Consider the following 24,162-nt stretch of genomic DNA (forward strand, 5'->3'; position numbering starts at 1 on the left):
CGGCCGCGCGCCTCAGCCTGTGCCCTGGCGATGCGCCGCCTGTGAGGGCGCGGCTCCCCTGAACATCGCGTGACGCCCGCGTCGCGGGAGGAGCGCGCGCATTACGCTGGGTGGGTGAGTACGCAGAGGGTTTTCGTGGCGCGCCTGGCCGGCTGCCCCGTGTTCGACCCCACGGGCGACCGTCTCGGCAGGGTCCGCGACGTCGTCGTCGTGTACCGAAGTACCGCGGCCCCGCGCGTCATCGGCCTCGTCTGCGAGATCCCGGGCCGTCGCCACGTGTTCGTCGCGATCGGACGCATCACCTCGATCGCCCAGGGCCAGGTCATCACGACCGGTCTCATCAACGTGCGCCGCTTCCAGCCCCGCGCCGACGAGGTGCGCGTCATGGCCGAGCTCGTCGGGCGCCGCGTCGACTTCAAGGACGGCTCCGGGTCGGCCGTGATCGAGGACGTCGCGATCGAGCCGAACCGCATCGGCGAGTGGGCCGTCGGGCAGCTGTTCCTCCGCAAGCCGAAGACGAGCGCCTCCCCCTTCGCGAAGGGGCCGACGACGTTCGCCACCTGGAGCCAGGTGCGCGAGCACCGCGCTCCTGGCGAGGCGCAGTCGGCCGAGCACCTCGCCGCGAGCTACGCCGAGCTGCGCGCGGCCGACCTCGCGAACACGCTCCTCGATCTCCCGGAGGAGCGGATGATCCAGGTCGCCGGCGAGCTCTCCGACGACCGCCTCGCCGACGCCCTCGAGGAGATGCCCGAAGAGGACCAGGTCCACATCCTCGAGCGCCTGGGCGACGAGCGAGCGGCGGACGTCCTCGACGCGATGGATCCCGACGACGCCGCCGACCTCCTCGCCGAGCTCGCGCCGCAGCGCAGCGAGGAGCTCCTCGACCTCATGGAGCCCGAGGAGGCCGAGGACGTCCGCATGCTCCTCCGCTACGGCGCCGACACGGCGGGCGGCCTGATGACGACCGAGCCGATCATCCTCCCCGCCGACGCGACGATCGCGGAGGCGCTCGCGCTCATCCGCCGGCACGAGCTGCATCCCGCACTCGCCGCGAGCGTGTACGTGACGCTGCCGCCCTACGAGACGCCCACGGGCCGCTTCCTCGGCGCCGTGCACTTCCAGCGTATGCTGCGCTACCCGCCCCACGAGCGGATCGGCGCGATCATCGACGAGACCATCGAGCCGGTCCCCGTGACGGGCTCGGCCTCGGAGGTGGCGCGCCGGCTCGCGAGCTACGACCTCGTCGCCCTGCCCGTGACCGACGCGGCGCACCGTCTCGTCGGCGCCGTGACGATCGACGACGTGCTCGACTACCTGCTCCCCGAGGACTGGCGCTCGCAGGACGCGGATGAGGAGATCCCGCGCGATCCCACGACGGGCGCGATCCGGACGGTGCGCGGATGATGGCCCGCGCCTCGGAGCTGCGCGGGCGGCGGCCGCGGATGGACACCGCGGGCGGGGCGCGCGATCGCGACCGGTTCGGGCGCGCGACCGAGTGGATCGCGCGTGCCATGGGGACGCCCTGGTTCCTCATCGGGCTCACGCTGTTCTGCGTCGCGTGGATGGCATGGAACTCGCTCATGCCCGAGCAGTGGCGCTTCGACTCCGCCGCCCTCGGATTCACGGCGCTCACCCTCATGCTGTCGCTGCAGGCCTCGTACGCGGCCCCGCTCATCCTCCTCGCGCAGAACCGCCAGGACGACCGCGACCGCGTCGCGATGGAGCAGGACCGCCAGCGCGCCGAGCGAAACCTCGCCGACACCGAGTACCTCGCACGCGAGATCGTCGCACTCCGGATGGCGCTGACCGAGGTCGAGGAGCGGATCGTCTCCCGCGACGCCCTGCGCGAGGAGCTGCGGGCACTGCTCGAGCGCCTCGACGAGCGCGACGCCGAGCGCGGCGGCGAGCGCGGCGGCGAGCCGCGAGCGACGGCGGGCGACGCATGACCGGCCTTCCCGCCGAGGTCGTCGACGCGGTCCGCTCGGCCGTCGGCGCCGTCAGCGACCCCGAGCTGCGGCGGCCGCTCGCCGACCTCGACATGGTGCGCGACGTGCGTGCCGACGGCGATGCCGTGCGCGTCGAGATCGACCTCACGATCGTCGGATGCCCCGCGGCCGACCGCATCGAGCGCGACGTGCGGCGGGCGGCCGAGAGCGCAGCGCAGGGCGCCGCCATCGTGCTCGAGATCGGCGTGATGTCGCCCGCCCAGCGCAAGGCCCTCACGGAGCGTCTGCGCGGCGGAGCGGCCCGCGTCATGCCGTTCGGCCCCGACTCGCTCACGCGCGTGATCGCCGTGACGAGCGGCAAGGGCGGCGTCGGCAAGTCGACCGTCACGGCCAACCTCGCGGTGGCTCTCGCCGCCCGCGGGCTCAAGGTCGGCCTGATCGACGCCGATGTGCACGGCTTCTCGATCCCCGCGCTCCTGGGGCTCGTCGAGGGCGGCGTCGCGCCGTCCCCCACCCAGGTGGGCGACCTCATCCTGCCGCCCGTCGCGCACGGCGTGAAGGCGATCTCGATCGGGATGTTCCTGCGCAGCGGCGAGGAGGTCGTCGCGTGGCGGGGGCCCATGCTCCACCGCACGGTGCAGCAGTTCCTCACCGACGTTTTCTTCGGCGACCTCGACGTCCTCCTCATCGACATGCCGCCCGGCACGGGCGACATCGCGATCTCGGTGGGCCAGCTGCTCCCCCACGCCGACGTCCTCGTCGTGACGACGCCGCAGGCCGCGGCCTCCGACGTCGCCGTGCGCAGCGGCCTCGTCGCACGGCAGACCGGGCAGCGGGTGATCGGCGTGATCGAGAACATGGCCGCCCTGGCCCTGCCCGACGGAACGTCGCTCGCGCTCTTCGGCGAAGGCGGCGGCGCCGCGGTGGCCGCGGCGCTGTCGGCAGATGGGCACGAGGTGCCGCTGCTCGCGTCGGTGCCGCTCAGCCCCGCCCTGCGCGCGGGCGGCGATGCCGGCGACCCGGTCGTGGTGTCGCACCCCGAGGATCCCGCGGCGCACGCGATCGCAGAGGTCGCTGCCCGCCTCGCGGCCGAGCCGCGCCGCCTCGCGGGGCGGAAGCTGCCGGTCTCGCTGGCCTGACGCGGGTCAGGTCGCCTCGGAGTCGAACGGGGGCGGCGTCTCCGCCGTGAAGGTGCGGCGCGCGAGCGGCGTCGTCCGCGGCTGCCGGACGGGCGCCTGCGGAGCCGACGACGCGGATGGTGCGGGTGACGCCGGCGCGACGGGCGCGTCCTCGAGGAGGGCCTCGCGGATGATCCGGCGCGGGTCGTACTGCCGCGGGTCGAGCTTGCGCCAGTCGACGTCGTCGAGCTCGTCGCCCATCTCCTCCTTCATGCGCGTGCGCGCCCCCTGCACCCACTCGCGGGTGCGGCGCGTGAACTGCGCGAGGGTCTCGGCGTAGCGCGGAAGGCGCTCGGGCCCGATGATGAGCGCCGCGATGACGCCGATCAGCATCACCTTCTCGATCGTCAGGCCGAAGAACATGATCTCAGGGTACCGGGCCTCGTCGTGCGGTCCCGGCAGGGGCGGCGGCTTAGGCTGGAGAGATCGTCAGGAGGAACCCATGAGCGAACTGGACGCCGTCGCGCGCTTCGCCCGAGAGACCGTCGTCGAACCCGATCACATCGCTCGCGCCCGTCAGCACGCCCTCGAGCTCGGCGCCGCTCCGATCAGTCCCTCGATCGGAGCGCAGTGCGCCATCATCGCGGCCGCCACGGGCGCCCGGTCGATCATCGAGATCGGCACCGGGGCCGGCGTGTCCGCCCTGTGGCTCCTGCACGGCGCCCCGCACGCGACCCTGACCACGATCGACAGCGAGCCCGAGCACCTCTCCGCCGCGCGCACCGCCTTCCAGAGCGCGCGGCTCCCCGTCGCCCGCACGCGCCTCATCACGGGGCGGGCGGCCGATGTCCTGCCCCGTATGAACGATGCGGCATACGACATCGTCCTCATCGACGCCGACGCGAAGGGCGTCATCGACTACGTCGAGCACGGCCTGCGCCTCGCCCGACCGGGCGGGACCGTGCTCGTGCCGCGCGTGCTCCACGGCGGCAGGGTCGCCGACCCCGTGCAGCGCGACGAGATCACGCGCACGTACCGCACGCTCCTCCAGGAGACGCAGGCGTCGAATGCCGTGATCGCCGCCCTCTCGACCGTGAACGAGGGCCTCCTGCAGCTGCACGTCTCACCTCGCCTCTGACGCGTCCGCACATGAGAAGAGCGGATGGCCGGAGTCGTTCCCGACTCCGACCATCCGCTCTGTGACGGTCGTGATCGCTAGGCGTTCACGACGTCGCCCAGGACGCCGTACAGCTCCCGAGCCTCCTCGTCATTGACGGAGACGACCAGGCGCCCGCCCCCCTCGAGCGGCACGCGCACGATGATGAGGCGCCCCTCCTTCACGGCCTCCATGGGTCCGTCTCCGGTTCTCGGCTTCATCGCTGCCATCGCGGCATCCTTTCCGTTGTGGTCAGATGTCCAGTTTATCGGTCGACTGCACGCCCACCGACACGCGAGACGCGCGATGTCGCGCGCAGATCGCGTCACGGGATGAGCCAGAAGGTGTTCCCGAGGCCGTACATGCCGTGGATCCAGGCCCACTGCCCCGCGAGGCAGAGCGCGAGGGAGGCGAACCGGTACCCGCGGCCGCGCGGAACCGCCAGCGCCGCGCAGGCGAGCGGTGCAAGCGGCAGGAGCAGGCGGAAGACGCTCGACTGCGGGAAGAACACCGCGAGGAGGTAGACGAGGTAGCTGAGCGCCCACAGCTGCAGCTCGCCGCCCGCGCGGCGCGCCTGCGGCGCGAGCAGGATGGCCGCGACGGCGCCCACGACGAGGACGACGAGCAGGGCGTAGCCGGCCCAGGTCGGAATCCCCCAGATGCCCGCCCACACGGCCGCGGCCTGCGGCCACCCCTCGAACGGGATGAACCCGCCGGAGTCCCCCGTCCACGACCGTCGCCACGCGAGCTCGGTCGCGAGGTACGCGCCAGGGTCGCCCGTCACGACGCCCGCGATGTGCTGCCAGGAGAAGCCGACCGCGGTCGCGATCGCCCCCAGCGCGATGATGTGCACGACCTCCCAGCGCGTCGGTCCCCCGAGCGTGCGCCGCCGCGCGGGCGCGAGTCGCCAGAGTCCGTAGAGGCCGAGGAACAGCGCGAAGGCGAGGACGCCGGGGCGCGTGAACCCCATCAGCGGCACGAGCAGGTACAGGCCGCGCCACCGCCGCCGGACGACGCACAGCAGCGAGGCGATGAGGAGGAGGAGGAACAGCGACTCGGCGTAGCCGACCTGGAACAGCGCGGCGAGCGGGCCGGAGGCGAGCAGGACGACGCCCCACATCGCCTGGTCCTCGTCGAGGCGCTCCCTGAGGAGCGCGTGGAGCGCGACGCACGCGCCGTATCCCGCGGCGAGCGAGACGAGGAGGGCGCCCACCCACCAGGCTCCCGCCCCGAAGACGTTCCCGGCCAGGCGCGCGAGGTGGGCGTAGACCGGCATGAACGCCCACGCGTTCTGCGCGACCTCGCCGGTCTCGGTGAGCGGCAGCTCCGCCGGGTAGCCGCTCACGGCGACCGTCCAGTACCACTGGGCGTCCCATCCGAGGATGTAGTCGACGAGCGTCGGGTCGGGCCCGTGCCGCGAGGAGGACGGAGACTGCTGCGCCGTCAGCAGCATGAGCGCCGTCGTCACGAGCCGCGCCGCGAGATAGACCGCGGCCACCCGCGCGGGTGCGGGCCATGCGCGCCAGCCTGCCGCGGGGGCGGTCTCGGTCACCCCGCTGTGAGCCATGCGCGCAGGCTCCGCTCGCAGCTCTCGATCTGGGCGACCGCGACGCGCTCCTCGTCGTGGTGCGCGAGGCTCGGGTCGCCCGGCCCGTAGTTGACCGCGGGCACCCCGAGCGCCGAGAAGCGAGCCACGTCGGTCCATCCGTACTTCGGCTGCGGGACCGCGCCCACCGCCCGCACGAAGTCCTGGGCGATCGGCGAGTCGAGCCCGGGGCGCGCGCCCTGCGCGAGGTCGGTCACCTCGACCTCGAAGCCGTCGAAGACCTCGCGCACGTGATCGGCGGCCTCGGCGCCGGATCGGCTCGGCGCGAACCGGAAGTTGACCTCGACCTCGCACAGATCGGGGATGACGTTGCCCGCGACTCCGCCCGAGACGCGCACCGCGTTCAGGCCCTCGCGGTAGGCGAGGCCGTCGACGACGATCTCCTGGGGCTCGTACGCCGCGAGGCGGGCGAGCACGGGCGCCGCGGCGTGGATCGCGTTGACGCCCATCCACGCGCGTGCGGAGTGCGAGCGCCGGCCGTGCGTGCGGACGACCGCCCGGAGCGTCCCGTTGCAGCCGCCCTCCACCTGCCCGTTGGACGGCTCTCCGAGGATCGCGAAGTCGCCCTCGAAGAGATCGGGCCGAGTCGCGGCGAGGCGAGTGAGCCCGCTGCGCGACGCCTCCACCTCCTCGTGGTCGTACCAGATCCACGTGATGTCGACGACCGGGTCCGACAGCTCGGCGGCGAGCTTCAGCTGCACCGCCGTGCCCGCCTTCATGTCCACCGTCCCCCGCCCCCAGATGAAGGGCTCGCCGTCGATCTCGATGTCGCGCGTGGGGAGGTTGCCGTTGAGCGGGACGGTGTCGATGTGCCCCGCGATCACGACGCGCTGCGCGCGCCCGAGCGCCGTGCGCGCGACGATCGTGTCGCCGTCGCGATGCACCTCGAGGTGCGGGAGCGGGCGGATGGCCGCCTCGATCGCGTCGGCGAGCATGCGCTCGTCGTCGGAGACGCTCGGGATGTCGCAGATCGCGCGGGTGATGTCGGCGGCGGACAGGGACAGGTCGAGCGTCGGCATGCCGTCGAGTCTATCGAGCGCGTCCGCGCGGCCCTTGGTCCGGGGAGGCCGGTCCCGCTCGCCCGATAGCCTGGTGTGCATGAGCGATGAACGAAAGGTCTGGGGCGTCGGCCTCGCGACCACCGCCGGCGATGGCACGGTTCTGGACACCTGGTACGGCGCGCTGGGCACGGGCGCGGCCGACGAGGCCGCGGTCGCGACCGCCCTCGAGCGCGTGGCCGCCTCGGCGGGCCCCGACGAGCGCCGCAACGTGACCGTCGACGCCGTGCGCGTCGAGATCGACCTCGACGAGGCGCCCGCGTCCACATCGGACGCGTACCTCCGCCTGCACGCCCTCTCTCACCGCCTCGTGAAGCCCAACGAGCTGAACCTCGACGGGATCTTCGCGCACCTCCCGAACGTCGCATGGACGACCGCGGGCCCCATGCATCCCGACGACCTTGCCCGGCTGCGTCCCGCGCTCCAGCGCGCGGCCATCCAGGTGCAGTCCCTCGACAAGTTCCCGCGTCTGACCGACTACGTCCTCCCGCCCGGCGTGCGCATCGCGGACACCTCGCGCGTGCGCCTCGGGGCCCACCTGTCGCCGGGGACGACGGTGATGCACGAGGGATTCGTGAACTTCAACGCCGGCACGCTCGGCGCCTCGATGGTGGAGGGCCGCATCTCCCAGGGTGTCGTGGTCGGCGACGGCAGCGACGTCGGCGGCGGCTCCTCGATCATGGGGACGCTGTCGGGCGGAGGCACGCACCGCGTGTCGATCGGCCGGCGCACCCTGCTCGGCGCGAACGCCGGCATCGGCATCTCGCTCGGCGACGACTGCGTCGTCGAGGCGGGCCTCTACGTCACGGCGGGCACGAAGGTGCTGCTCGTCGACGAGCCGCCCGCCGCCGACGGCACGCCCCGTGTCGTGAAGGCCGCGACGCTGCACGGAGCCGACGGCATCCTCTTCCTCCGGAACTCGACGACCGGGGCGATCGAGGCCCGACGTCGCAAGGGCGTCGGCGTGACGCTCAACGAGGCCCTGCACGCCTGAGCGGGGCCTCGCCGGAACGCGAAGAGGGCCGGACGTCACACGACGTCCGGCCCTCTTCGCGTTCCGCTACGCGGTCGGGTACTGCCGCTCGGGCGAGCCCGTGAAGAGCTGCTGGGGGCGGCCGATCTTCGTCTTCGGGTCGAGCGTGAGCTCGCGCCAGTGGGCGAGCCAGCCCGGCAGGCGCCCGATCGCGAACAGCACCGTGAACATCCGCGTCGGGAAGCCCATCGCCTTGTAGATGACGCCGGTGTAGAAGTCGACGTTCGGGTAGAGGCGGCGCTCCTTGAAGTAGTCGTCGTTGAGGGCGATCTCCTCGAGCTCCTTCGCGAGGTCGAGGAGCGGGTCCGTCACGCCCAGCGCCGTGAGGACCTCGTCCGCCGACTCCTTGACGAGCTTCGCGCGCGGGTCGTAGTTCTTGTAGACGCGGTGACCGAAGCCCATGAGCTTCACGCCGTCTTCCTTGTTCTTGACGCGCTCGACGAAGCGCTGCACGCTCTGACCGGAGTCGCGGATCTGCGCGAGCATCTTGAGCACGGCCTCGTTCGCGCCGCCGTGGAGCGGCCCCGAGAGGGCGTGGATGCCGGCCGACACCGACGCGAACTGGTCGGCGCCCGTCGAGCCGACCAGGCGCACGGTCGACGTCGACGCGTTCTGCTCGTGGTCCTCGTGCAGGATGAGGAGGCGCTCGAGAGCCCGCGACATGACCGGGTTCACCTCGTACGGCTCGCTCATGACGCCGAAGTTCAGACGGAGGAAGTTGTCGACGAAGCTCAGCGAGTTGTCCGGGTACAGGAACGCCTGCCCGATCGACTTCTTGTGCGCGTAGGCCGCGATGACGGGGAGCTTCGCGAGCAGGCGGATGATGTTGAGCTCGACGTGCTCGGGGTTCGCCGGGTCGGACTGGTGCTCGTAGTAGGTCGAGAGGGCCGAGACCGCCGACGAGAGGACGGCCATCGGGTGGGCGCCGTCGGGCAGCGCCGAGAAGAAGCGCTTGAGGTCCTCGTGGAGGAGCGTGTGACGGCGGATGCGGTCGTCGAAGTCGGCCAGCTCGGACGCCGAGGGCAGCTCGCCGTAGATGAGCAGCCAGGCCACCTCGAGGAAGCTCGAGTTCTTCGCGATCTGCTCGATCGGGTAGCCCCGGTAGCGCAGGATCCCCTGGTCTCCGTCGATGTACGTGATGGCAGACGCGGTCGAGGCGGTGTTGACGAACCCGTAGTCGAGGGTCGTGTGTCCCGTCTGACGCATGAGCGTCGAGATGTCGATGCTCGGGAGTCCGGACCTGCCCTGCAGGACCGGGAACTCCGCCGTCTTGTCACCGATCGTGAGGGTGGCCTTGTCGGCCGGGATTCCCGCGTCGCTCACAGCGCCTCCTGGCGGATCGTCTTCGCGACTTCTTCGGTCGCCTTGGATCTCGGTCGGCCGCCGGTCAGGCGGCACGGCACATGCCCGGTCGAGTGCGCGAGCCCTGTGCTTCTACAGCCTATCGGTCGTCCCGCCTACCTGTGAAAACTCCCAAACGGCCGGGCGATGCGTGGAGGATTCCTACGAAGACGCGCCCGCGAGACGATGCGCCGCGGCGGCGATGCGCTCGTCGCTCGCCGTGAGCGAGAACCGCACGTGCTGCGGGAAGTGCGGGCCGTAGAAGACGCCGGGGCCCGCGAGGATGCCGAGATCCGCGAGCCGGCCGATCGACTCCCACGCGTCGCGCCCCTCGGTCGCCCAGAGGTAGAGCCCGGCCTCGCTGCGGTCGATCCGGAAGCCGGCCGCCTCGACGGCGGGGCGGAGGATGTCGCGACGGGAGCGGTAGCGCGCCTTCTGCTCCTCGACGTGCGCGTCGTCGCGGAGCGCGACGGCCATCGCGTGCTGCACGGGCGCGGGCGGCATCAGCCCGAGGTGCTTGCGCGCGGTGAGGAGCTCGCCCACGATGCGCCCGCACCCGGCGATGAAGGCCGCGCGGTAGCCGGCGAGGTTCGACTGCTTGCTCAGCGAGTACACGCTGAGCAGACCGGCGCGGCTGCCGCCCGTGACCCGGGGGTCGAGGACCGACGGCACGGGCTCGCTCGCCCACGGGCCGTCCCAGCCGAGCTCGGCGTAGCACTCGTCGCTCGCGAGCACGGCGCCGATCTCGCGGGCGCGGCGCACGGCGGCCGCGAGCTCGTCCACGGTCCACGTGCGCCCGTCGGGGTTGCCCGGGGTGTTGATCCAGATGAGCTTCGCGCCCTCCGGCCATTCGGCGGGGTCGTCGACGGCGACCGGCGTCGCGTTCGCGACGCGCGCGCCGACCTCGTACGTCGGGTACGCGGCGCGCGGATGCACGACGATGTCGCCCTCGCCGAGGCCGAGCAGCGTCGGCAGGAGCGCCACGAGCTCCTTCGACCCGATCGTCGGCAGGACGTTGCGGGGTGCGAGGTCGGGCACGCCGCGGCGGCGCGCGTACCACTCGACGATCGCCTCGCGCAGCGCGGGGGTGCCCACGGTCTGCGGGTACGCGTGCGCATCGGTGGCCTCCGCGAGCGCGTCGCGGACGATCGCGGGGGTCGGGTCGACGGGCGAGCCGATCGAGAGGTCGACGAGCCCGTCGGGGTGAGCGGCAGCCCGCTCACGATACGGGACCACGGCGTCCCAGGGGTAGTCGTCGAGGTCGCGGACGCCCATCCGCTTACTCGCCCTGGGGCGGGAGGGCGGCGATGAGCGGGTGGTCCTTCTCGATCACGCCGACCTTCGACGCGCCACCGGGCGAGCCGATGTCGTCGAAGAACTCCACGTTCGCCTTGTAGTAGTCCTGCCACTCATCGGGCAGGTCGTCCTCGTAGTAGATCGCCTCCACCGGGCACACCGGCTCGCACGCACCGCAGTCGACGCACTCATCCGGATGGATGTACAGCGACCGCTCGCCCTCGTAGATGCAGTCGACCGGGCACTCATCGATGCAGGCGCGGTCCTTGACGTCCACGCAGGGAAGGGCGATCACGTAAGTCACGCCCTCAATCCTACGCGCGCGCGAGGCCCGTCGCCCGGAAGGCGAGCCTAAGCCGAGCCGGACGCCATCCGGCGCAGCTTCGCCATGTCGGGCCACGCGACAGCGACGAGGACGATCCCGGCGAGGAGGAAGGTCCACACATAGCCGAAGGGGAACTCCCCCTCCGCCGGCATCGGGACGACGACGGAGCCGCCGGGGCCTCGCCCCGAGTAGATCGTGAGCGCTCCGAGCATGCCGATGCCCGCCGCGAGAGCCGACCACCGATCATCCGTCAGGAGCCGCAACGACGTGAGCAGCCCGCTGCACGCGATCGCGGCCAGCACCATCCCGACGGGCACGGCGCCCCACGTGAAGGAATGGGCGATCGTGCTCGCGACGCCGAACACCGCGCCCGCGCAGAGCGCGACGAGCCACGTGACGACGTGCGCGAGACGATCGCCCCTCATGCTCAGCCCTGGCGCTTGAGGCGCGAGGCAGCGCGGGCGCGCTCGGTGGCGTCGAGGATCACCTTGCGGATGCGGACGGCCTCGGGCGTCACCTCGACGCACTCGTCCTCGCGCGCGAACTCGAGCGACTCCTCGAGCGAGAGCAGACGCGGGGGCGTCATGGACTCGAACGAGTCGGCCGTGGAGGAGCGCATGTTGGTGAGCTTCTTCTCCTTGGTGATGTTCACGTCCATGTCGTCGGCGCGCGAGTTCTCGCCCACGACCATGCCCTCGTACACCTCATCGGTCGGCTTGACGAAGAACGTCATGCGCTCCTGCAGCGCGATCATCGCGAACGGCGTCGCGACACCCGCGCGGTCGGCCACGATCGAGCCGTTCTGACGCGCGATGATCTGCCCGGCCCATTCGCCGTAGCCGTGCGAGATCGCGTTGGCGATGCCGGTTCCACGGGTGATCGAGAGGAACTCGGTGCGGAAGCCGATGAGGCCGCGCGACGGCACGATGAACTCCATGCGGATCCAGCCGGTGCCGTGGTTGATCATGTTGTCCATGCGGCCCTTGCGGTTCGCCATGAGCTGCGTCACGGCGCCGAGGTGCTCTTCGGGGACGTCGATCGTGAGGTGCTCGTAGGGCTCCTCGACCTTACCGTCCGCGCCCTTGCGCGTGACGACCTGGGGCTTGCCGACCGTGAGCTCGAAGCCCTCGCGGCGCATGTTCTCGACGAGGATGGCGAGCTGCAGCTCGCCGCGGCCCTGCACCTCCCAGGCGTCGGGCTTGCCGATGTCGAGCACGCGGATCGACACGTTGCCGATGAGCTCGCGGTCCAGGCGGTCCTTGACCATGCGCGCGGTGAGCTTGTGGCCCTTGACCTTGCCGACGAGCGGCGAGGTGTTCGTGCCGATGGTCATCGAGATCGAGGGCTCGTCGACCGTGATCTGCGGCAGCGGGCGCACGTCCTCCGGGTCGGCGATCGTCTCGCCGATCATGATGTCGGGGAAGCCCGCGATGACCGCGATGTCGCCGGGGCCGGCCTCCTCGGCCGGGTACCGGTCGAGGGCCTTCGTCATGAGCAGCTCGGTGATGCGCGCGTTCTGCGTCGTGCCGTCCTGACGCACCCAGGCGACGGTCTGGCCCTTCTTGAGGGTGCCGTTGAACACGCGCAGCAGCGCGAGTCGGCCGAGGAACGCCGACGAGTCGAGGTTCGTGACCCACGCCTGCAGGGGCGCCTCGTCGTCGTACGACGGAGCCGGCACGTGCTCGAGGATCGCCTCGAACAGCGGCTCGAGGTCTGCGTTGTCGGGCAGCGAGCCGTCGGCGGGGCGGTTGCGCGACGCAGCGCCGGCACGGCCCGAGGCGTAGACGACCGGGACGTCGAGGAGCGCGTCGACGTCGAGGTCGGGGACGTCGTCCTGGAGGTCGCTCGCGAGCCCGAGCAGGAGGTCGTGCGCCTCCTCCTCGACCGCCGCGATGCGCGCGTCGGGGCGGTCGGTCTTGTTCACGAGGAGGATGACGGGGAGCTTCGCCTCGAGAGCCTTCCGCAGCACGAAGCGGGTCTGCGGAAGGGGCCCCTCCGACGCGTCGACGAGGAGGACGACGCCGTCGACCATCGACAGGCCGCGCTCGACCTCGCCGCCGAAGTCGGCGTGGCCCGGGGTGTCGATGACGTTGATGGTCACCGGGACGTCGGTGTGCGCGCCGTTGTACGTGATCGCCGTGTTCTTGGCGAGGATCGTGATGCCCTTCTCGCGCTCGAGGTCGTTCGAGTCCATCGCGCGCTCTTCCACGTGCGCGTGCTCGCCGAACGAGCCGGTCTGGCGCAGCATGGCGTCCACGAGGGTCGTCTTGCCGTGGTCGACGTGCGCGACGATCGCGACGTTGCGGAGATCGGAACGGTGGGCGAGCGCCATGAAGGGATCCTTCTGATGTGGGGGTTCCGCCCCGAAAGCGGGGCGTTCCATCCTATAGCGCGCTCGCGAGCGGGCGCTCAGGCTGCTCGGAGGCGGCCGGTCAGCCGGTGACGATCCCGCCCGTGACGCTGAGCGACCAGGCCGCCCACGCCGCGATCCCGGCGAGGATCAGCAGCGTCGGGATGTGCCATCCGCGGCGGACAGGGAGATCGGACGGCCGCGCCCGCTCCCGGAAGAGCTCGAGCGTCGCGGCCTGGTCGTCGCCGGGCTGCTCGCGGCGGTTGATGTGCAGGTGGCGGCTGGCCGCGCCGGTCGCCGCGACGACCGTTCCGTCGTCGAGCGCGATCTCGAGCTGCCAGCGCATCCGGATGGCCCGCACGCGCGACCACGGGATCTCGACCACCCTCAGGCCGCCGCGCACGCGAAGGAGATCGTCGGTCGCGGTGACGCTCGGGGCGGCGAGGAGCACGTAGACGCCCCAGCAGAGCGCGAGGAGCCACGGCGCCACGAGGAGCGCGTCAAAGGGCCGCCCCCGCAGGACCGCGTCGCCGAGGAGGAGCACCGTCAGCAGGGCGGCGCACGCGAACGCGACCCAGCCCGACGGGCGTCGGAACGAGACGCGGTACTCGGAGTCGCGCGAGCCGCTCATCGGGTCACCGCGACCGACACGGCCGCCCAGATGAGGATGGCCGCGAGCAGGCCGATCTCGCGCGCGTTCCAGGACGTGCGCACCTCTCCCCCGTCAGCCGGCGCCGCGCCATCCGCCGCGGCCTCGCGGAGCTCGCGGAGGATCTCGAGCTCGCGCTCGGCGGGCTGCGGGGTGTGGGCCCTGCCGCTCGGGCGCTTCGCGGCGGCTGCCCACGCCTGCAGGTCGCGGCCATCCGCGAGGACGAACGCGATCTGCCAGCGCAGCACGATGTCGCGCACCGCGCTCCAGGGCGCGCGCGTCGTGCGCAGCGGGTTGCGCACGACGACGCCGTCCTCGTCGGCGTGGACGCTCGGCGCGAAGAGGAACGTCCAGACGAACCAGACGGGCAGGAGCAGCCAGGGCGCGATGAGCACGGCGTCGACGGCGCTCCCGCGGACGACGACGTCGCCCAGCAGGAACACGACCACCGCCGACGTGGCGAGGAGCCAGACGATCCCGGCGCTGCCGCGGATCGTCCGGCTCCTCTGCTCGGGAGGCGTCATCGGCCGCCGAGCTCGACGGTCTGGCCGGGGATCGCGTCGAGGAGGCGACGCGTGTACTCCTGCTGCGGGTCGGCGAAGATCTGGTCCACGGCGCCCTGCTCGACGACCCGCCCGTGCTCCATGACGCACACGAGATCGGCCGCCACGCGCACGACCGCGAGGTCGTGGGTGATGAACAGGTACGTGAGCCCCAGCTCCGACTGCAGCTCGGCGAGCAGCTTCAGGATCTGATCCTGCACGAGCACGTCGAGCGCCGAGACCGCCTCGTCGAGCACGACGATGTCGGGCTTGAGCGCGAGGGCGCGCGCGATCGCGACACGCTGACGCTGGCCGCCGGACAGCTCGTTGGGGTACCGCCACGCGAGCTCGCGCGGCAGGGCGACCTGCTCGAGCAGCTCGAACACGCGGTCCCTGCGCGACGCGGCGTCGCCCACCCTGTGCACGCTCAGCGGCTCGGAGATGAGCGCGCCGATCGAGCGCAGGGGGTCGAGCGACCCGTACGGGTCCTGGAACACCGGCTGCATCCGGCCGCGCAGCGAGAAGATCTCGCGCGAGGACAGCGTCGTCGCGTCCACCCCGTCGATGAGGATGTGCCCGCTCGTCGCCTGCTCGAGCTGGAGAACCATCTTGGCGACGGTCGACTTGCCCGATCCCGACTCGCCGACGAGGGCGAGCGTCTTCCCCTTGGGGATCTGGAACGAGACGCTGTCGACCGCCCGGAACGGCTCGCTGCGGAAGCCGCCGCGCCGGATGCGGTAGTCCTTCACGAGATCGCGCACCTCGACGACGGGCGCCGCGGCGTGCAGCACCTGGGTCGTCGTCTCGATGCCCCGGTCCTCGACGCTCGCCTGGATGCGCTGCGACGCGAGGCTCGGAGCCGCGGCCACGAGACGCTGCGTGTACGGGTGCTGCGGGTCCTCGAGGATCTCGCGGCTCGGCCCCGACTCGACGATCTCGCCCTGGTTCATCACGACGATGGTGTCGGCGCGATCGGCGGCGAGGCCGAGGTCGTGCGTGATGAAGAGGACCGAGGTCCCCTTCTCGCGCGTGAGCGAGGCGAGGTGGTCGAGGATGACCCGCTGCACCGTGACGTCGAGCGCGCTCGTCGGCTCGTCGGCGATGAGGAGCGCGGGGTCGGCCGCGAGGCCGATGCCGATGAGCGCGCGCTGACGCATGCCGCCCGAGAACTGATGCGGGAACTGGTGCAGGCGCCGCTCGGCGTCCGCGAGTCCCGCCTGCTTGAGCACCTCGATCGCGCGCTGCTCGACCTCCTTGCGGCCGGTGGCGATGCCGTTCGCGCGGATCGCCTCCTTCACCTGGAAGCCGATCGACCAGACCGGGTTGAGGTTCGACATCGGGTCCTGCGGGACGTAGCCGATGCGGCGTCCGCGGATGTCCTCCATCTCGCGGCGCCCGACCTTGGCGAGGTCGACGCCCTCCAGCTCGATCGAGCCGGCGGTGACCTTCCCGGTGCCGGGGAGGAGGTCGATGATCGCCGTCGCGGTCGTCGACTTGCCCGACCCCGACTCGCCCACGATCGCGACGGTCTCGCCGCGGTGGATGTCGAGATCCACGCCGTGGACGACCTCGCGCTGCTTCTTTCCGGTGCCGAACGCGACCTTCAGCCCGCGCACGCGCAGGAGAGGCTCGGTCATGGGTGTGCCCTTCGTGAGATCGGTCATCGCTGCGCCCTCGCCTTCGGGTCGAGCGCGTCGCGCAGCAGCTCGCCGAGCGTGATGAACGCGAGCACCGCGATCGTCAGCGCGAGCGACGGCCAGAACAGCGCCATCGGCGAGGTGCGGATGGAGGTCTGCGCCTGGCTGATGTCGTTGCCCCACGACATGGTGGTGCCGCCGAGGCCGACGCCGAGGAACGACAGGGTCGCCTCGGCGACGATCGCCTGCCCGAGGCTGATCGTCGCGACGACGATCACGGGGGCCATGGCATTCGGCAGGACGTGCACGAGGAGCGTCTTGAACCGCGACAGGCCGAGGGCGATGGAGCCCATCACGTAGTCCGCCTGCTTCACGCGGAGCACCTCCGCGCGCATGATGCGCGCGGTCGACGCCCATGAGAACCCGCCGATCGCGAACGCGAGGACGAGCTCGTTGCGCTGCTCCTGGAGCACCGTCATCACGACGATCGCCGCGACGATGTAGGGGATGGTGAAGAAGATGTCGCCGATGCGCGACAGCAGCGAGTCGAGCCATCCGCCGTAGAACGCCGCGAGCGCGCCCATGATGACGCCGATCACGGTGCCGATGATCGTGGCGAGCAGACCGACGACCATCGACGTCCGCGTTCCCCACACGAGCCGCGACCAGATGTCGCAGCCCTGGCGGGTGAATCCGAGCGGGTGTCCGGCGGTCGGGCCGCCGTTGCTGTTGGCGAGCTCGCACCCGAGGTAGGGCGAGGTCTGCGTGAAGAGCGTGGGCCAGGCGGCGATGAGCACGATGAGCGCGCTCACCGCGAGCGCGACCCAGAACGACGGACGACGGCGCAGGTCGCGCCATGCGTCGAGCCAGAGGTTGCTCTTCCTCTCGTCGACGCGGACCGCGTCGACGACGATGGTCTGCTTCACGGGGGCGACGAAGCGCGTGTTACTTGACATAGCGGATCCTCGGGTCGAGCAGACCGTAGAGCAGGTCGACGAGCAGGTTGATGAGCACGTACACGACCACGAAGATCGTCACGAACGAGACGACCGTGGGCGTCTCATGCCGGATGATCGCCTGGAAGAGCGTGTTGCCGACGCCGGGCACGTTGAAGATGCCCTCCGTGACCGTCGCGCCGACCATGAGGATGCCGAACTGGGTCGCGGTGTCGGTCACCATCGGGATGAGCGAGTTGCGCAGCACGTGAACGGGGATCACGCGTCGTCGCGGGAGCCCCTTCCCGTAGGCCGTGCGGACCCAGTCCTGACCGAGGGTCTCGATCATCGACGAGCGCGTCAGGCGCATGCTCGCGGCGTAGATGCTGAAGCCGAGCACGAGCGCAGGCAGCCAGAGGTCGCCCCAGTCGTTGTTCGCGCCGACGGTCGGCTTGAACCACGCGAGCTGCACGCCCAGGAAGTACTGCGCGATGAACGAGAGGACGAAGATCGGCACCGCCACGAAGACGAGCGCGATGACGAGCATGAGGTTGTCGTACACGCCGCCCTTCAGCAGGGCCGATGTGGCGCCGACCACGATCGACAGCACGAAGGCGATCGCGACCGCCATGACCGCGAGCCGCAGCGTCACGGGGAAGGTGCGCGCGAGCACCGTCATCACGTCCTGACCGGAGAACGTCACGCCGAAGTCGAGGCGGAGGATGCCGCCGAGGTAGTTGAGGTACTGCACGATGAACGGCTGGTCGAGCATGTACTGCCGACGCAGGTTCTCGATCACGGCGTCCGGCGGCTGCTTCTCGCCGAAGAGGGCCGCGATCGGGTCGCCGGGCATGGCGAAGACCATGAAGTAGATGAGCAGGGTGGCGCCGAGGAACACCGGTATCACCTGCAGGAGCCGTCTGAGGACGTAGCTGGCCATCCTCTTCCTTCCTGTGGATTGAGAGATCCGTGTCGGGTCACGGAAAAGGCACCGATCATTCGGTGCCGGAGTCGGGCCCCATCATCGCCCGGCGCTTCTGAGAGCGCGCTGGGGCGAGGCATGGGGCGAGGCGGCGACGGTGACCGTCGCCGCCTCGCGGGGAGAGAGCCTGCGGCTCTCCCGTCACTCGGCCTTGGTGATCTCGCTGTAGATCGGGACCGAGTTCCAGCCGAACTCGACGTTGTCGACGGTCTCGCTCCAGCCGCCGGTCACGTTCGAGTACCACAGGGGGATGGCGGGGAGATCGGTCAGCAGGACGGTCTGCGCCTGCTGGAAGATCTCGTTCGCCTCTTCGGGGTCGGTGGCGCTGATGCCCTCGGCGATCAGCGAGTCGAACTCCTCGCTCGAGTAGTCGCCGTCGTTCGAGCCGGCGCCGGTGGCGTAGAGCGGGCCGAGGAAGTTGTACAGACCCGGGTAGTCCGCCTGCCATCCGGAGCGGAAGGCGCCGACCTGCTTGTTGTCGCGCGCGTCGAGGTACGTGGCGAAGTCGGGGTACGGCTCGCCGATCGCGGTGATCCCGAGCGTGTTCGAGATCGAGTTCGCGACCGCGTCGACCCAGGCCTGGTGGCCGCCGTCGGCGTTGTACGAGATCGTGAACTCGTCGCCGCTGTACGGGCTGATCTCGTCGGCCTGCGCCCAGAGCTCCTTCGCGAGGTCGGGGTCGTACTCGAGGACCTCGCCGCCCTCGAGCGACTCGCTCCACCCGTCGATCACGGGCGACGTAAAGTCGCTCGCGGGCGTGCGCGTGCCCTGGAAGATGACGTCGGTGATCTCCTCGCGGTTGATCGCGTGCGAGATCGCCGCGCGGCGGAGGCGCCCCTCCTCATCCGTGGCGAAGTGCTCCTGCCACTCGGGGATCGTGAGCGACTGGAAGATCGCGGCCGGCTGGTTCACCCAGCGGTCGGGCAGGTCGCTCTCGAACGTCTCGAGCGCCGAGTCCGGGATCGCGTCGAGCACGTCGACGTTGCCCGCGAGCAGGTCCTGGTAGGCGGCGTCCTGCGTCGCGTAGAAGACGATGTTCAGGCCGCCGTTCTTCGCGGCGCGGGGGCCGTCGTAGTCGGGGTTGACGACGAGGTCGATGCCCTCGTCGTGCTGCCACGCGTCCTCGCTGGCGAGCATGTAGGGGCCGTTCCCGATCGGGCTCTCGCCGAACGCCTCCATGTCCTCGAACGCGACGTCGGGGAGCGGGTAGTACGCCGAGTAGCCGAGACGCTGTGCGAAGTCGGCAGCAGGCTTGTTGAGCGTGATGGTGAACGTGTAGTCGTCGACCTGCTCGAGACCGGTGAGCTCGGAGTCCTCGTCCCAGCTGAAGCCCTCGATGTCCTCGAAGAAGTACGAGGCGTTCTGCGCGTTCGACAGGAGCGCGCCGTAGTTCCAGGCCTTGATGAAGTTGTCGACAGTGACCTCTTCGCCGTTCGTGAACGTCAGGCCCTCGCGGATCTTCACCGTGAGCTGCGTGGGCGAGTCGACCGTGATCTCCTCGGCGACGTCGTTCACGACGGAGCCGTCGGCCTCGTACGAGATGAGGCCCGCGAAGATCGAGTCGACGATCTTGCCGCCGCCGGTCTCGTTCGTGTGGGTCGGGAGCAGCGGGTTCTGAGGCTCCGAGCCGTTGGTCGTGATGACGGCGGTCGATGCGCCGTCCGTCGGCGTCTCCTCGCCGGTGTCGCCGGATCCGCTTGCGCAGCCGGCGAGCGTGATGCCGCCGACCGAGAGCAGCGCGAGCCCCGCGAGGGCGATCTTGTTGCGCTTCACAGTGATTCCTCCGATGGAAGGGGTTGTAGGTGCCTTCACGAAGCCTCGGGAGTCTCCGTGAATGCGATGAGTGAAATCTAGGCTCCGATGCGGTCTGTGACAAACCTTCAGCGGAACCGTTACAGACCCTTTACTGGAGGGGCTCTCAATTTGGCAATCTGCGCCAACACGCCGTCGACTTCATGCACATGCATCGACGGCGTTTCGCGCGGTCGCATCCCCGCGCTGTGCGAGTCTCGTGGTATGAGCGCTTCCCTCCTCGCCGCGCGGCCTTCGCGACGTCGCCTCGCCTGGGAGGTCGCGATCGTCCTCGCCCTGACCCTCGGGCAGTCGGCGCTCTACTCGGTGCTCTCGCTCGTGCGCGCTCTCCTGCGGCCGGTCGCGCTCGCCGACCAGTCGGCGGCTCTGAATCCCGCTCGCGCGGAGGAGCCGCTGTGGGACGCGGTCTACCGGATCCTCGACGTCTTCTTCGACCTCGCCCTCGTCGCCCTGGTGGTGTACCTGCTCTGGGAGCCGGGGCGGAGCGCCCTGCGGCGCATCGGGCTCGATCTGCGCGCCATCCCCCGGGATCTCGGCCGTGCGGCCATCCTGCTCGTGGTCATCGGCGTGCCGGGCCTCGCGCTCTATCTCGGCGCCCGCGCGCTCGGCCTCAACGTCGACGTGCAGGCGTCGTCGGGCGTCGAGGGATGGCTCGTCCCGATCCTCGTGCTGTCCGCGGTGCGCGCGGGGCTCCTCGAGGAGGTCATCCTGAACGGATATCTCGTCGACCGGCTCGCGCGCCTGGGCTGGCGCCCCTGGTCGGTCATCCTCGCGGTGGCCGGCCTGCGCGCTGCCTACCACGCCTACCAGGGGTTCGGCGGGATCGTCGGGAACTTCGCGATGGGCGTCGTGTTCGTCTGGTGCTACCGCCACTGGGGGCGTGTCATGCCCCTCGTCATCGCGCACGCGCTCATCGACGTCATCGCGTTCGTCGGCTACCCGCTCGTCGCACCGTACCTGCCGTAGGTGCCCATCCGCCCTCGGTGAGACTAGTGCCCGTCGTCGAGACTGGCGCTTCGAGCACCGGTTTCGACGACGGGAGCTAGTCTCAACGACGCACTGGTCTCGCGGGCCGTTCGTCACCGCGAACGCGGGTTGCGCACCGCCGCGAAGACCTCCGGCGACCGCGGCCTGATGCGCGGGATGCCCGCGGCGACGAGGATCCGCTCGAACGGCTCGACGCGCACGACGTCTGACCATTCCCATCGGATCACCCGCCCTGCCGCGATCTGGAGCTCGTTCTCCCGGCGCCGTTCCTCACGCAGCACGAGCGCGGTCGACGAGTCCGTCGGCTGCGCGTACTTCGCGCGCCCGTCGGCTTCGCCGATGACCCGGACGGATCTCCACCACGCGTCGACCCGGCGAACTCTCCCGTTGACGACGAACTCGGCCTGCGGTTCGGGCGACTCGAACCCGAGGAGCTCCAGCACTACGCGGCTGACGCTCTCGAGGACCGACTCCGATCTCGCGTCGGCCGCCTTCAGGGCAGCGTGGCCGATGCGAGCGCCGCGCCGGTTCGGCAGCTCGCGGATGCGCCGCTCGAGGTCGTCCGACGTCAGTCCGGACCGCAGCGCGGCATCGACGACCGCAACGCCGAACGCGAGCGGCAGCACGCGCGCGAGGTCGATCGCGGTCTCGAGCTTCGACGTCATCCGCACGCCGTCGACCCGGACGATCTCCCGCTCCGCCATGCTCGTGTGGGCGAGAACGTCTCCCCGTCGATACGAATGCCCTCGGCCCATATGCAGCAGATGGATGTCGCGCGGTTCGCCGAACACAGGGAGGGCATGTCGCACGGCAGCCGACTCGAAGCACAGCACGGGATCGCGCAACGCCGAGACGGCCGCGCTGACCCTCCGCGCATACCGCTCGTACGGGGCGAGCCGCGTCCAGTCGTCGGCCGCGACGTGCAGCCCGCGTCGCATCGGCACGGTCTGCCCCACCTGCCGGCGCAGCGCCCGGAGGCTGGCGTCGCGCCCTGTCCTGTGCAGCTCGTCGCGGTCGGCCATGGCTCCAGCCTCGCGAAGCGGTTCCACGAGCGTGCGACGTCGATCGTCTTCTGGACAGACACGCGGAACAGGTCCCCCTGTGCACGCGCCGTTGCCGCGCTCCGCGCCACCGCTGCCTTGGGACTAGCGCTGGTCGTCGAGACCGGTGCTCCGGGCAGCAGTCTCGGCGGCGAGAGCTAGTCTCACGAGTGGGACGCGCCGGACGCCGCTACACGTCCGGGATCAGGCGCTTGCCGAGGACGGCGACGTCGTCGCGGGCGTACTCGAGCTCCGCGTAGTAGTCCATGACGCCGCGGTTCTCCGCACGGACCATCAGCATGACCTTGGGGCATCCGAGCGCGAGGAGCCGCCGCTCGGCCTCCGCCACGAGCGCGCGGCCGATCCCCTCGCCGCGACGGGCGCTCGCGAGGTACGAGAGCCAGCCGCGGTGCCCGTCGTAGCCCGCCATCACCGTGCCGACGACCGCGCCGTCGTCGTCCGCGACGAGAAGCAGCTCCGGCCAGACCTCCCGCGCGCGGCGGATGTCCTTATGGGGGTCGTTCCAGGGCCGAGTGAGCCCGGCCGCCGTCCACAGCGCCACGACCGGCTCGACGTCCGCATCCACGAGCGGGCGGATGGCGATGCTCACGATGCGAGCTCCGCGAGCGACCGCGACCAGGCCACCTCGCGATCAAGCTGCCCCGTCTCGCGGAAGAGGCGCACCTGGTGCGTGTCGGCGAGGGCCGCTGCCAGCTCCGCCCGGTCGGCCGGGACGAAGCCGAGCTTCTGCCAGAACGGCCCGGACCGGCGGGAGAACAGCCACGCCGTCGTGGCACCCGCCTCTGCCGCCCGCGCGAGCGCGAAGCGCGCGAGAGACGTCCCCGTGCCGGCCGCGCGGCCATCCGGATGCACGGCGACACTGCGGATGAGCGCGTGGCCGCCGTCGGCGCTCGCCTCGTAGCCGGTCGTCTCGACGATGCGGCCGGCAGCGTCGCGGCGGAGCCAGATGCGCACAGACGGAGCGTCGAGGCCGCTCGTCGTGAGGTCGACCAGGCGCAGGAACGCCTCGACGTCGCCGGAGTCGGCGGCCGCCATCGGGACGAGAGCGGTCATGCGCGAGCCGCCTCCCGGTGCCGCTCGAGTCGCGCCTCGAGGCCGAGCCGCACGGCCGCCCACTCGTGCGGCAGGATCGAGAAGACCACCGTGTCGCGCACGTGCCCGTCGGGGAAGATCGCGTGGGCCCGCAGCACGCCGTCCTGCCGGGCGCCGAGACGGGCGATGGCGGCGCGCGACTGCTGGTTGTGCCAGTGGGTGCAGAACTGCACGCACACGCAGTCGAGCTCGTCGAACGCGCGCTCGAGCAGCAGCAGCTTCGCGGCCGGATTCACGCCGGTCCCCTGCGCCGAGCGCGCGAGCCACGTGTACCCGATTTCGACGCGGCGGTTCGGCGCGTCGATGTTGCAGTAGGTCGTCATGCCGAGCGCACGCCCCGTCCGGGCATCCACGACGGCCCAGGGCGCCATCCGCCCGGCCGCCTGCTCCCCGAGCCGCCGGTCGATCTCCGCGGCGACCCCGTCGGGCGAGGGGATGCGCGTGTACCAGGTCCGCCAGAGGTCGCCCTCCGCGACGGCCGCCGCCAGGTCGTCGTGATGCGCCGAGCTCAGCGGCTCCAGACGGACGATGTCGTTCTCGAGCACGGGGTTCGCAGCGAAGTCCACCGATCCACGCTATCGGTCGCCGCGACGTCCGCCCGCATAGGATCGCCTCATGGCGACCCCCGACTTCATCCTGCGACTGCGCGAGAGGATCGGGACCGACCCCCTGTGGCTCACGGGCGTGACCGCGGTCGTGCTGCGCGGCGACGGCGCAGAGCGCGAGGTGCTGCTCGTCCGGCGCGCGGACAATGCGCGCCTCACGCCGGTCACGGGCATCGTCGATCCCGGCGAGGAGCCCGCGGTGTCGGCCGTGCGCGAGGTGCTCGAGGAGGCCGCCGTCGTCGCCGAGGCCGAGTCGCTCGCGTGGGTGCACGCGACGCGGCCGATGACGTACGCGAACGGCGACCAGGCGCAGTACCTCGACCTCGTCTTCCGCTGCCGCTACGTCTCCGGAGAGCCGCACCCGGAAGACGGCGAGAACACCGAGGCGATGTGGCGCCGACTCGACGATCTGGGCGACGTCGACGCCGAGATGCGCGAGCGGATCCGGATGGCCGCCGCCGGCCATCCCCACGCGCGCTTCGAGACCTGATCCCGTCCCGCCCTGGCCCGCCCTGGCCCGTCCCATCCGTCGGACTAGCTGTACTGCTCAGGGACGTTGTTTGATCTGGCTTCCCTGATGTGACGAGAACCTCCCGGCAGAGTGGAGCTGCTACCGCATCCGCTCTGAACC

The 24,162-nt window shown here is 71.0% G+C and carries 26 protein-coding genes; 7 read left to right on the top strand and 19 right to left on the bottom strand.

The features are described from left to right. The first annotated feature begins 114 nt into the window (after positions 1-114). Genes PKE79_RS02945 through PKE79_RS02955 form a run of 3 tightly spaced genes read left to right on the top strand, consistent with a single transcriptional unit; the run spans position 115 to position 3,085 of the window. The gene (locus PKE79_RS02945) at positions 115-1,404 is read left to right on the top strand and encodes a magnesium transporter MgtE N-terminal domain-containing protein (RefSeq protein WP_271172148.1); all 1,290 of its coding nucleotides are present in this window, start codon (positions 115-117) and stop codon (positions 1,402-1,404) included. After that, on the top strand, positions 1,404-1,946 hold the full coding sequence (locus PKE79_RS02950; RefSeq protein WP_374727773.1) for a DUF1003 domain-containing protein: 543 nt from the start codon (positions 1,404-1,406) through the stop codon (positions 1,944-1,946). Before PKE79_RS02945 ends, PKE79_RS02950 begins: the two co-directional genes overlap by 1 nt. Further along, positions 1,943-3,085, top strand: a complete 1,143-nt coding sequence (locus PKE79_RS02955) for an Mrp/NBP35 family ATP-binding protein (protein WP_271172149.1) — start codon at positions 1,943-1,945, stop codon at positions 3,083-3,085. The genes PKE79_RS02950 and PKE79_RS02955 overlap by 4 nt, the downstream gene beginning before the upstream one ends. Before the next feature lie 6 nt (positions 3,086-3,091). Here PKE79_RS02955 and PKE79_RS02960 read toward each other — a convergent pair whose 3' ends face one another. Beyond that, positions 3,092-3,487: a twin-arginine translocase TatA/TatE family subunit gene (locus PKE79_RS02960; protein WP_271172150.1), complete on the bottom strand. Its 396-nt coding sequence runs from the start codon at positions 3,485-3,487 to the stop codon at positions 3,092-3,094. Positions 3,488-3,566: 79 nt separating this feature from the next. Between PKE79_RS02960 and PKE79_RS02965 the strand changes: the two genes are divergently transcribed. Beyond that, entirely contained in the window at positions 3,567-4,202 is a 636-nt protein-coding gene (locus PKE79_RS02965; RefSeq protein ID WP_271172151.1) for an O-methyltransferase, read from the top strand. A gap of 77 nt (positions 4,203-4,279) precedes the next feature. Here PKE79_RS02965 and PKE79_RS02970 read toward each other — a convergent pair whose 3' ends face one another. From PKE79_RS02970 to dapE, 3 genes are all read right to left on the bottom strand, one after another. Then, complete coding sequence (locus tag PKE79_RS02970; RefSeq protein WP_156240919.1) at positions 4,280-4,450, bottom strand: DUF3117 domain-containing protein; 171 nt, start codon at positions 4,448-4,450, stop codon at positions 4,280-4,282. Positions 4,451-4,545: 95 nt separating this feature from the next. Then, the gene (locus PKE79_RS02975) at positions 4,546-5,787 is read right to left on the bottom strand and encodes a hypothetical protein (protein WP_271172152.1); all 1,242 of its coding nucleotides are present in this window, start codon (positions 5,785-5,787) and stop codon (positions 4,546-4,548) included. After that, positions 5,769-6,845, bottom strand: a complete 1,077-nt coding sequence (dapE, locus tag PKE79_RS02980) for a succinyl-diaminopimelate desuccinylase (RefSeq protein WP_271172153.1) — start codon at positions 6,843-6,845, stop codon at positions 5,769-5,771. Before dapE ends, PKE79_RS02975 begins: the two co-directional genes overlap by 19 nt. Positions 6,846-6,924: 79 nt before the next feature. Here dapE and dapD point away from each other — a divergent pair, with 79 nt between their 5' ends. After that, positions 6,925-7,878, top strand: coding sequence for a 2,3,4,5-tetrahydropyridine-2,6-dicarboxylate N-succinyltransferase (gene dapD, locus PKE79_RS02985; protein ID WP_271172154.1), 954 nt, complete (start codon positions 6,925-6,927; stop codon positions 7,876-7,878). Between the two features lie 66 nt (positions 7,879-7,944). Here the strand turns inward: dapD and PKE79_RS02990 are convergent, their stop codons facing one another. The 11 genes from PKE79_RS02990 to PKE79_RS03040 all read right to left on the bottom strand — a co-directional run bounded on the left by PKE79_RS02990 (position 7,945) and on the right by PKE79_RS03040 (position 19,747). Beyond that, the gene (locus PKE79_RS02990; protein WP_271172155.1) at positions 7,945-9,240 is read right to left on the bottom strand and encodes a citrate synthase; all 1,296 of its coding nucleotides are present in this window, start codon (positions 9,238-9,240) and stop codon (positions 7,945-7,947) included. A gap of 180 nt (positions 9,241-9,420) precedes the next feature. Beyond that, positions 9,421-10,533, bottom strand: a complete 1,113-nt coding sequence (dapC, locus tag PKE79_RS02995; RefSeq protein ID WP_271172156.1) for a succinyldiaminopimelate transaminase — start codon at positions 10,531-10,533, stop codon at positions 9,421-9,423. A 4-nt stretch (positions 10,534-10,537) separates the two neighbouring features. Beyond that, positions 10,538-10,858, bottom strand: coding sequence for a ferredoxin (fdxA, locus tag PKE79_RS03000; RefSeq protein ID WP_271172157.1), 321 nt, complete (start codon positions 10,856-10,858; stop codon positions 10,538-10,540). 47 nt (positions 10,859-10,905) lie between these two features. Continuing rightward, on the bottom strand, positions 10,906-11,304 hold the full coding sequence (locus tag PKE79_RS03005; RefSeq protein ID WP_271172158.1) for a histidinol dehydrogenase: 399 nt from the start codon (positions 11,302-11,304) through the stop codon (positions 10,906-10,908). A gap of 2 nt (positions 11,305-11,306) precedes the next feature. After that, positions 11,307-13,211 carry a translational GTPase TypA gene (gene typA / locus PKE79_RS03010; RefSeq protein ID WP_271172159.1) on the bottom strand — a complete coding sequence of 635 codons (1,905 nt, stop codon included), beginning with the start codon at positions 13,209-13,211 and terminating at the stop codon, positions 11,307-11,309. 100 nt (positions 13,212-13,311) lie between these two features. After that, the gene (locus tag PKE79_RS03015; RefSeq protein WP_271172160.1) at positions 13,312-13,860 is read right to left on the bottom strand and encodes a PH domain-containing protein; all 549 of its coding nucleotides are present in this window, start codon (positions 13,858-13,860) and stop codon (positions 13,312-13,314) included. After that, positions 13,857-14,402, bottom strand: a complete 546-nt coding sequence (locus PKE79_RS03020) for a PH domain-containing protein (RefSeq protein WP_271172161.1) — start codon at positions 14,400-14,402, stop codon at positions 13,857-13,859. The genes PKE79_RS03015 and PKE79_RS03020 overlap by 4 nt, the downstream gene beginning before the upstream one ends. Beyond that, entirely contained in the window at positions 14,399-16,057 is a 1,659-nt protein-coding gene (locus tag PKE79_RS03025; protein ID WP_271172162.1) for a dipeptide ABC transporter ATP-binding protein, read from the bottom strand. Before PKE79_RS03025 ends, PKE79_RS03020 begins: the two co-directional genes overlap by 4 nt. A 23-nt stretch (positions 16,058-16,080) precedes the next feature. Beyond that, a complete protein-coding gene (locus PKE79_RS03030) occupies positions 16,081-17,013 on the bottom strand; it encodes an ABC transporter permease (protein ID WP_271172163.1) in 933 nt (310 codons plus the stop codon). Further along, positions 17,003-17,932, bottom strand: coding sequence for an ABC transporter permease (locus PKE79_RS03035; RefSeq protein ID WP_271172164.1), 930 nt, complete (start codon positions 17,930-17,932; stop codon positions 17,003-17,005). Before PKE79_RS03035 ends, PKE79_RS03030 begins: the two co-directional genes overlap by 11 nt. Positions 17,933-18,115: 183 nt before the next feature. After that, a complete protein-coding gene (locus tag PKE79_RS03040) occupies positions 18,116-19,747 on the bottom strand; it encodes a peptide ABC transporter substrate-binding protein (RefSeq protein WP_271172165.1) in 1,632 nt (543 codons plus the stop codon). Positions 19,748-19,990: 243 nt separating this feature from the next. Here PKE79_RS03040 and PKE79_RS03045 point away from each other — a divergent pair, with 243 nt between their 5' ends. Beyond that, the gene (locus tag PKE79_RS03045) at positions 19,991-20,752 is read left to right on the top strand and encodes a CPBP family intramembrane glutamic endopeptidase (protein WP_271172166.1); all 762 of its coding nucleotides are present in this window, start codon (positions 19,991-19,993) and stop codon (positions 20,750-20,752) included. 113 nt (positions 20,753-20,865) lie between these two features. Here the strand turns inward: PKE79_RS03045 and PKE79_RS03050 are convergent, their stop codons facing one another. The 4 genes from PKE79_RS03050 to PKE79_RS03065 form a co-directional block, all read right to left on the bottom strand. Continuing rightward, positions 20,866-21,795: a hypothetical protein gene (locus tag PKE79_RS03050; RefSeq protein WP_271172167.1), complete on the bottom strand. Its 930-nt coding sequence runs from the start codon at positions 21,793-21,795 to the stop codon at positions 20,866-20,868. Between the two features lie 208 nt (positions 21,796-22,003). After that, positions 22,004-22,423 (bottom strand): GNAT family acetyltransferase, encoded by a 420-nt coding sequence (locus PKE79_RS03055; protein WP_271172168.1) that lies wholly within the window; start codon positions 22,421-22,423, stop codon positions 22,004-22,006. Further along, entirely contained in the window at positions 22,420-22,887 is a 468-nt protein-coding gene (locus PKE79_RS03060) for a GNAT family N-acetyltransferase (protein WP_271172169.1), read from the bottom strand. The genes PKE79_RS03055 and PKE79_RS03060 overlap by 4 nt, the downstream gene beginning before the upstream one ends. Further along, positions 22,884-23,492 (bottom strand): GNAT family N-acetyltransferase, encoded by a 609-nt coding sequence (locus PKE79_RS03065; protein ID WP_271172170.1) that lies wholly within the window; start codon positions 23,490-23,492, stop codon positions 22,884-22,886. Before PKE79_RS03065 ends, PKE79_RS03060 begins: the two co-directional genes overlap by 4 nt. 49 nt (positions 23,493-23,541) lie before the next feature. On the opposite strand from PKE79_RS03065, the gene PKE79_RS03070 reads away from it, so the two are divergent. Further along, positions 23,542-24,021 (top strand): NUDIX hydrolase, encoded by a 480-nt coding sequence (locus PKE79_RS03070; protein WP_271172171.1) that lies wholly within the window; start codon positions 23,542-23,544, stop codon positions 24,019-24,021. The last annotated feature ends 141 nt before the right edge of the window (positions 24,022-24,162 follow it).

Source organism: Microbacterium barkeri (genome assembly GCF_027921765.1).
Classification (GTDB): domain Bacteria; phylum Actinomycetota; class Actinomycetes; order Actinomycetales; family Microbacteriaceae; genus Microbacterium; species Microbacterium barkeri.

What these genes read in the sequence shown, in the direction of transcription:
- PKE79_RS03005 (WP_271172158.1), bottom strand. Translation starts at nt 11,304, where the DNA reads ATGAGGGGCGATCGTCTCGCGCACGTCGTCACGTGGCTCGTCGCGCTC.
- PKE79_RS03035 (WP_271172164.1), bottom strand. Translation starts at nt 17,932, where the DNA reads ATGGCCAGCTACGTCCTCAGACGGCTCCTGCAGGTGATACCGGTGTTC.
- PKE79_RS03070 (WP_271172171.1), top strand. Translation starts at nt 23,542, where the DNA reads ATGGCGACCCCCGACTTCATCCTGCGACTGCGCGAGAGGATCGGGACC.
- dapD (WP_271172154.1), top strand. Translation starts at nt 6,925, where the DNA reads ATGAGCGATGAACGAAAGGTCTGGGGCGTCGGCCTCGCGACCACCGCC.
- PKE79_RS02950 (WP_374727773.1), top strand. Translation starts at nt 1,404, where the DNA reads ATGGCCCGCGCCTCGGAGCTGCGCGGGCGGCGGCCGCGGATGGACACC.
- PKE79_RS03030 (WP_271172163.1), bottom strand. Translation starts at nt 17,013, where the DNA reads ATGTCAAGTAACACGCGCTTCGTCGCCCCCGTGAAGCAGACCATCGTC.
- PKE79_RS03015 (WP_271172160.1), bottom strand. Translation starts at nt 13,860, where the DNA reads ATGAGCGGCTCGCGCGACTCCGAGTACCGCGTCTCGTTCCGACGCCCG.
- PKE79_RS02970 (WP_156240919.1), bottom strand. Translation starts at nt 4,450, where the DNA reads ATGGCAGCGATGAAGCCGAGAACCGGAGACGGACCCATGGAGGCCGTG.
- PKE79_RS02960 (WP_271172150.1), bottom strand. Translation starts at nt 3,487, where the DNA reads ATGTTCTTCGGCCTGACGATCGAGAAGGTGATGCTGATCGGCGTCATC.
- PKE79_RS03060 (WP_271172169.1), bottom strand. Translation starts at nt 22,887, where the DNA reads ATGACCGCTCTCGTCCCGATGGCGGCCGCCGACTCCGGCGACGTCGAG.
- dapC (WP_271172156.1), bottom strand. Translation starts at nt 10,533, where the DNA reads ATGGGCGTCCGCGACCTCGACGACTACCCCTGGGACGCCGTGGTCCCG.
- PKE79_RS03020 (WP_271172161.1), bottom strand. Translation starts at nt 14,402, where the DNA reads ATGACGCCTCCCGAGCAGAGGAGCCGGACGATCCGCGGCAGCGCCGGG.
- typA (WP_271172159.1), bottom strand. Translation starts at nt 13,211, where the DNA reads ATGGCGCTCGCCCACCGTTCCGATCTCCGCAACGTCGCGATCGTCGCG.
- dapE (WP_271172153.1), bottom strand. Translation starts at nt 6,845, where the DNA reads ATGCCGACGCTCGACCTGTCCCTGTCCGCCGCCGACATCACCCGCGCG.
- PKE79_RS03045 (WP_271172166.1), top strand. Translation starts at nt 19,991, where the DNA reads ATGAGCGCTTCCCTCCTCGCCGCGCGGCCTTCGCGACGTCGCCTCGCC.
- PKE79_RS02965 (WP_271172151.1), top strand. Translation starts at nt 3,567, where the DNA reads ATGAGCGAACTGGACGCCGTCGCGCGCTTCGCCCGAGAGACCGTCGTC.
- PKE79_RS03025 (WP_271172162.1), bottom strand. Translation starts at nt 16,057, where the DNA reads ATGACCGAGCCTCTCCTGCGCGTGCGCGGGCTGAAGGTCGCGTTCGGC.
- PKE79_RS02955 (WP_271172149.1), top strand. Translation starts at nt 1,943, where the DNA reads ATGACCGGCCTTCCCGCCGAGGTCGTCGACGCGGTCCGCTCGGCCGTC.
- PKE79_RS02975 (WP_271172152.1), bottom strand. Translation starts at nt 5,787, where the DNA reads ATGGCTCACAGCGGGGTGACCGAGACCGCCCCCGCGGCAGGCTGGCGC.
- PKE79_RS03050 (WP_271172167.1), bottom strand. Translation starts at nt 21,795, where the DNA reads ATGGCCGACCGCGACGAGCTGCACAGGACAGGGCGCGACGCCAGCCTC.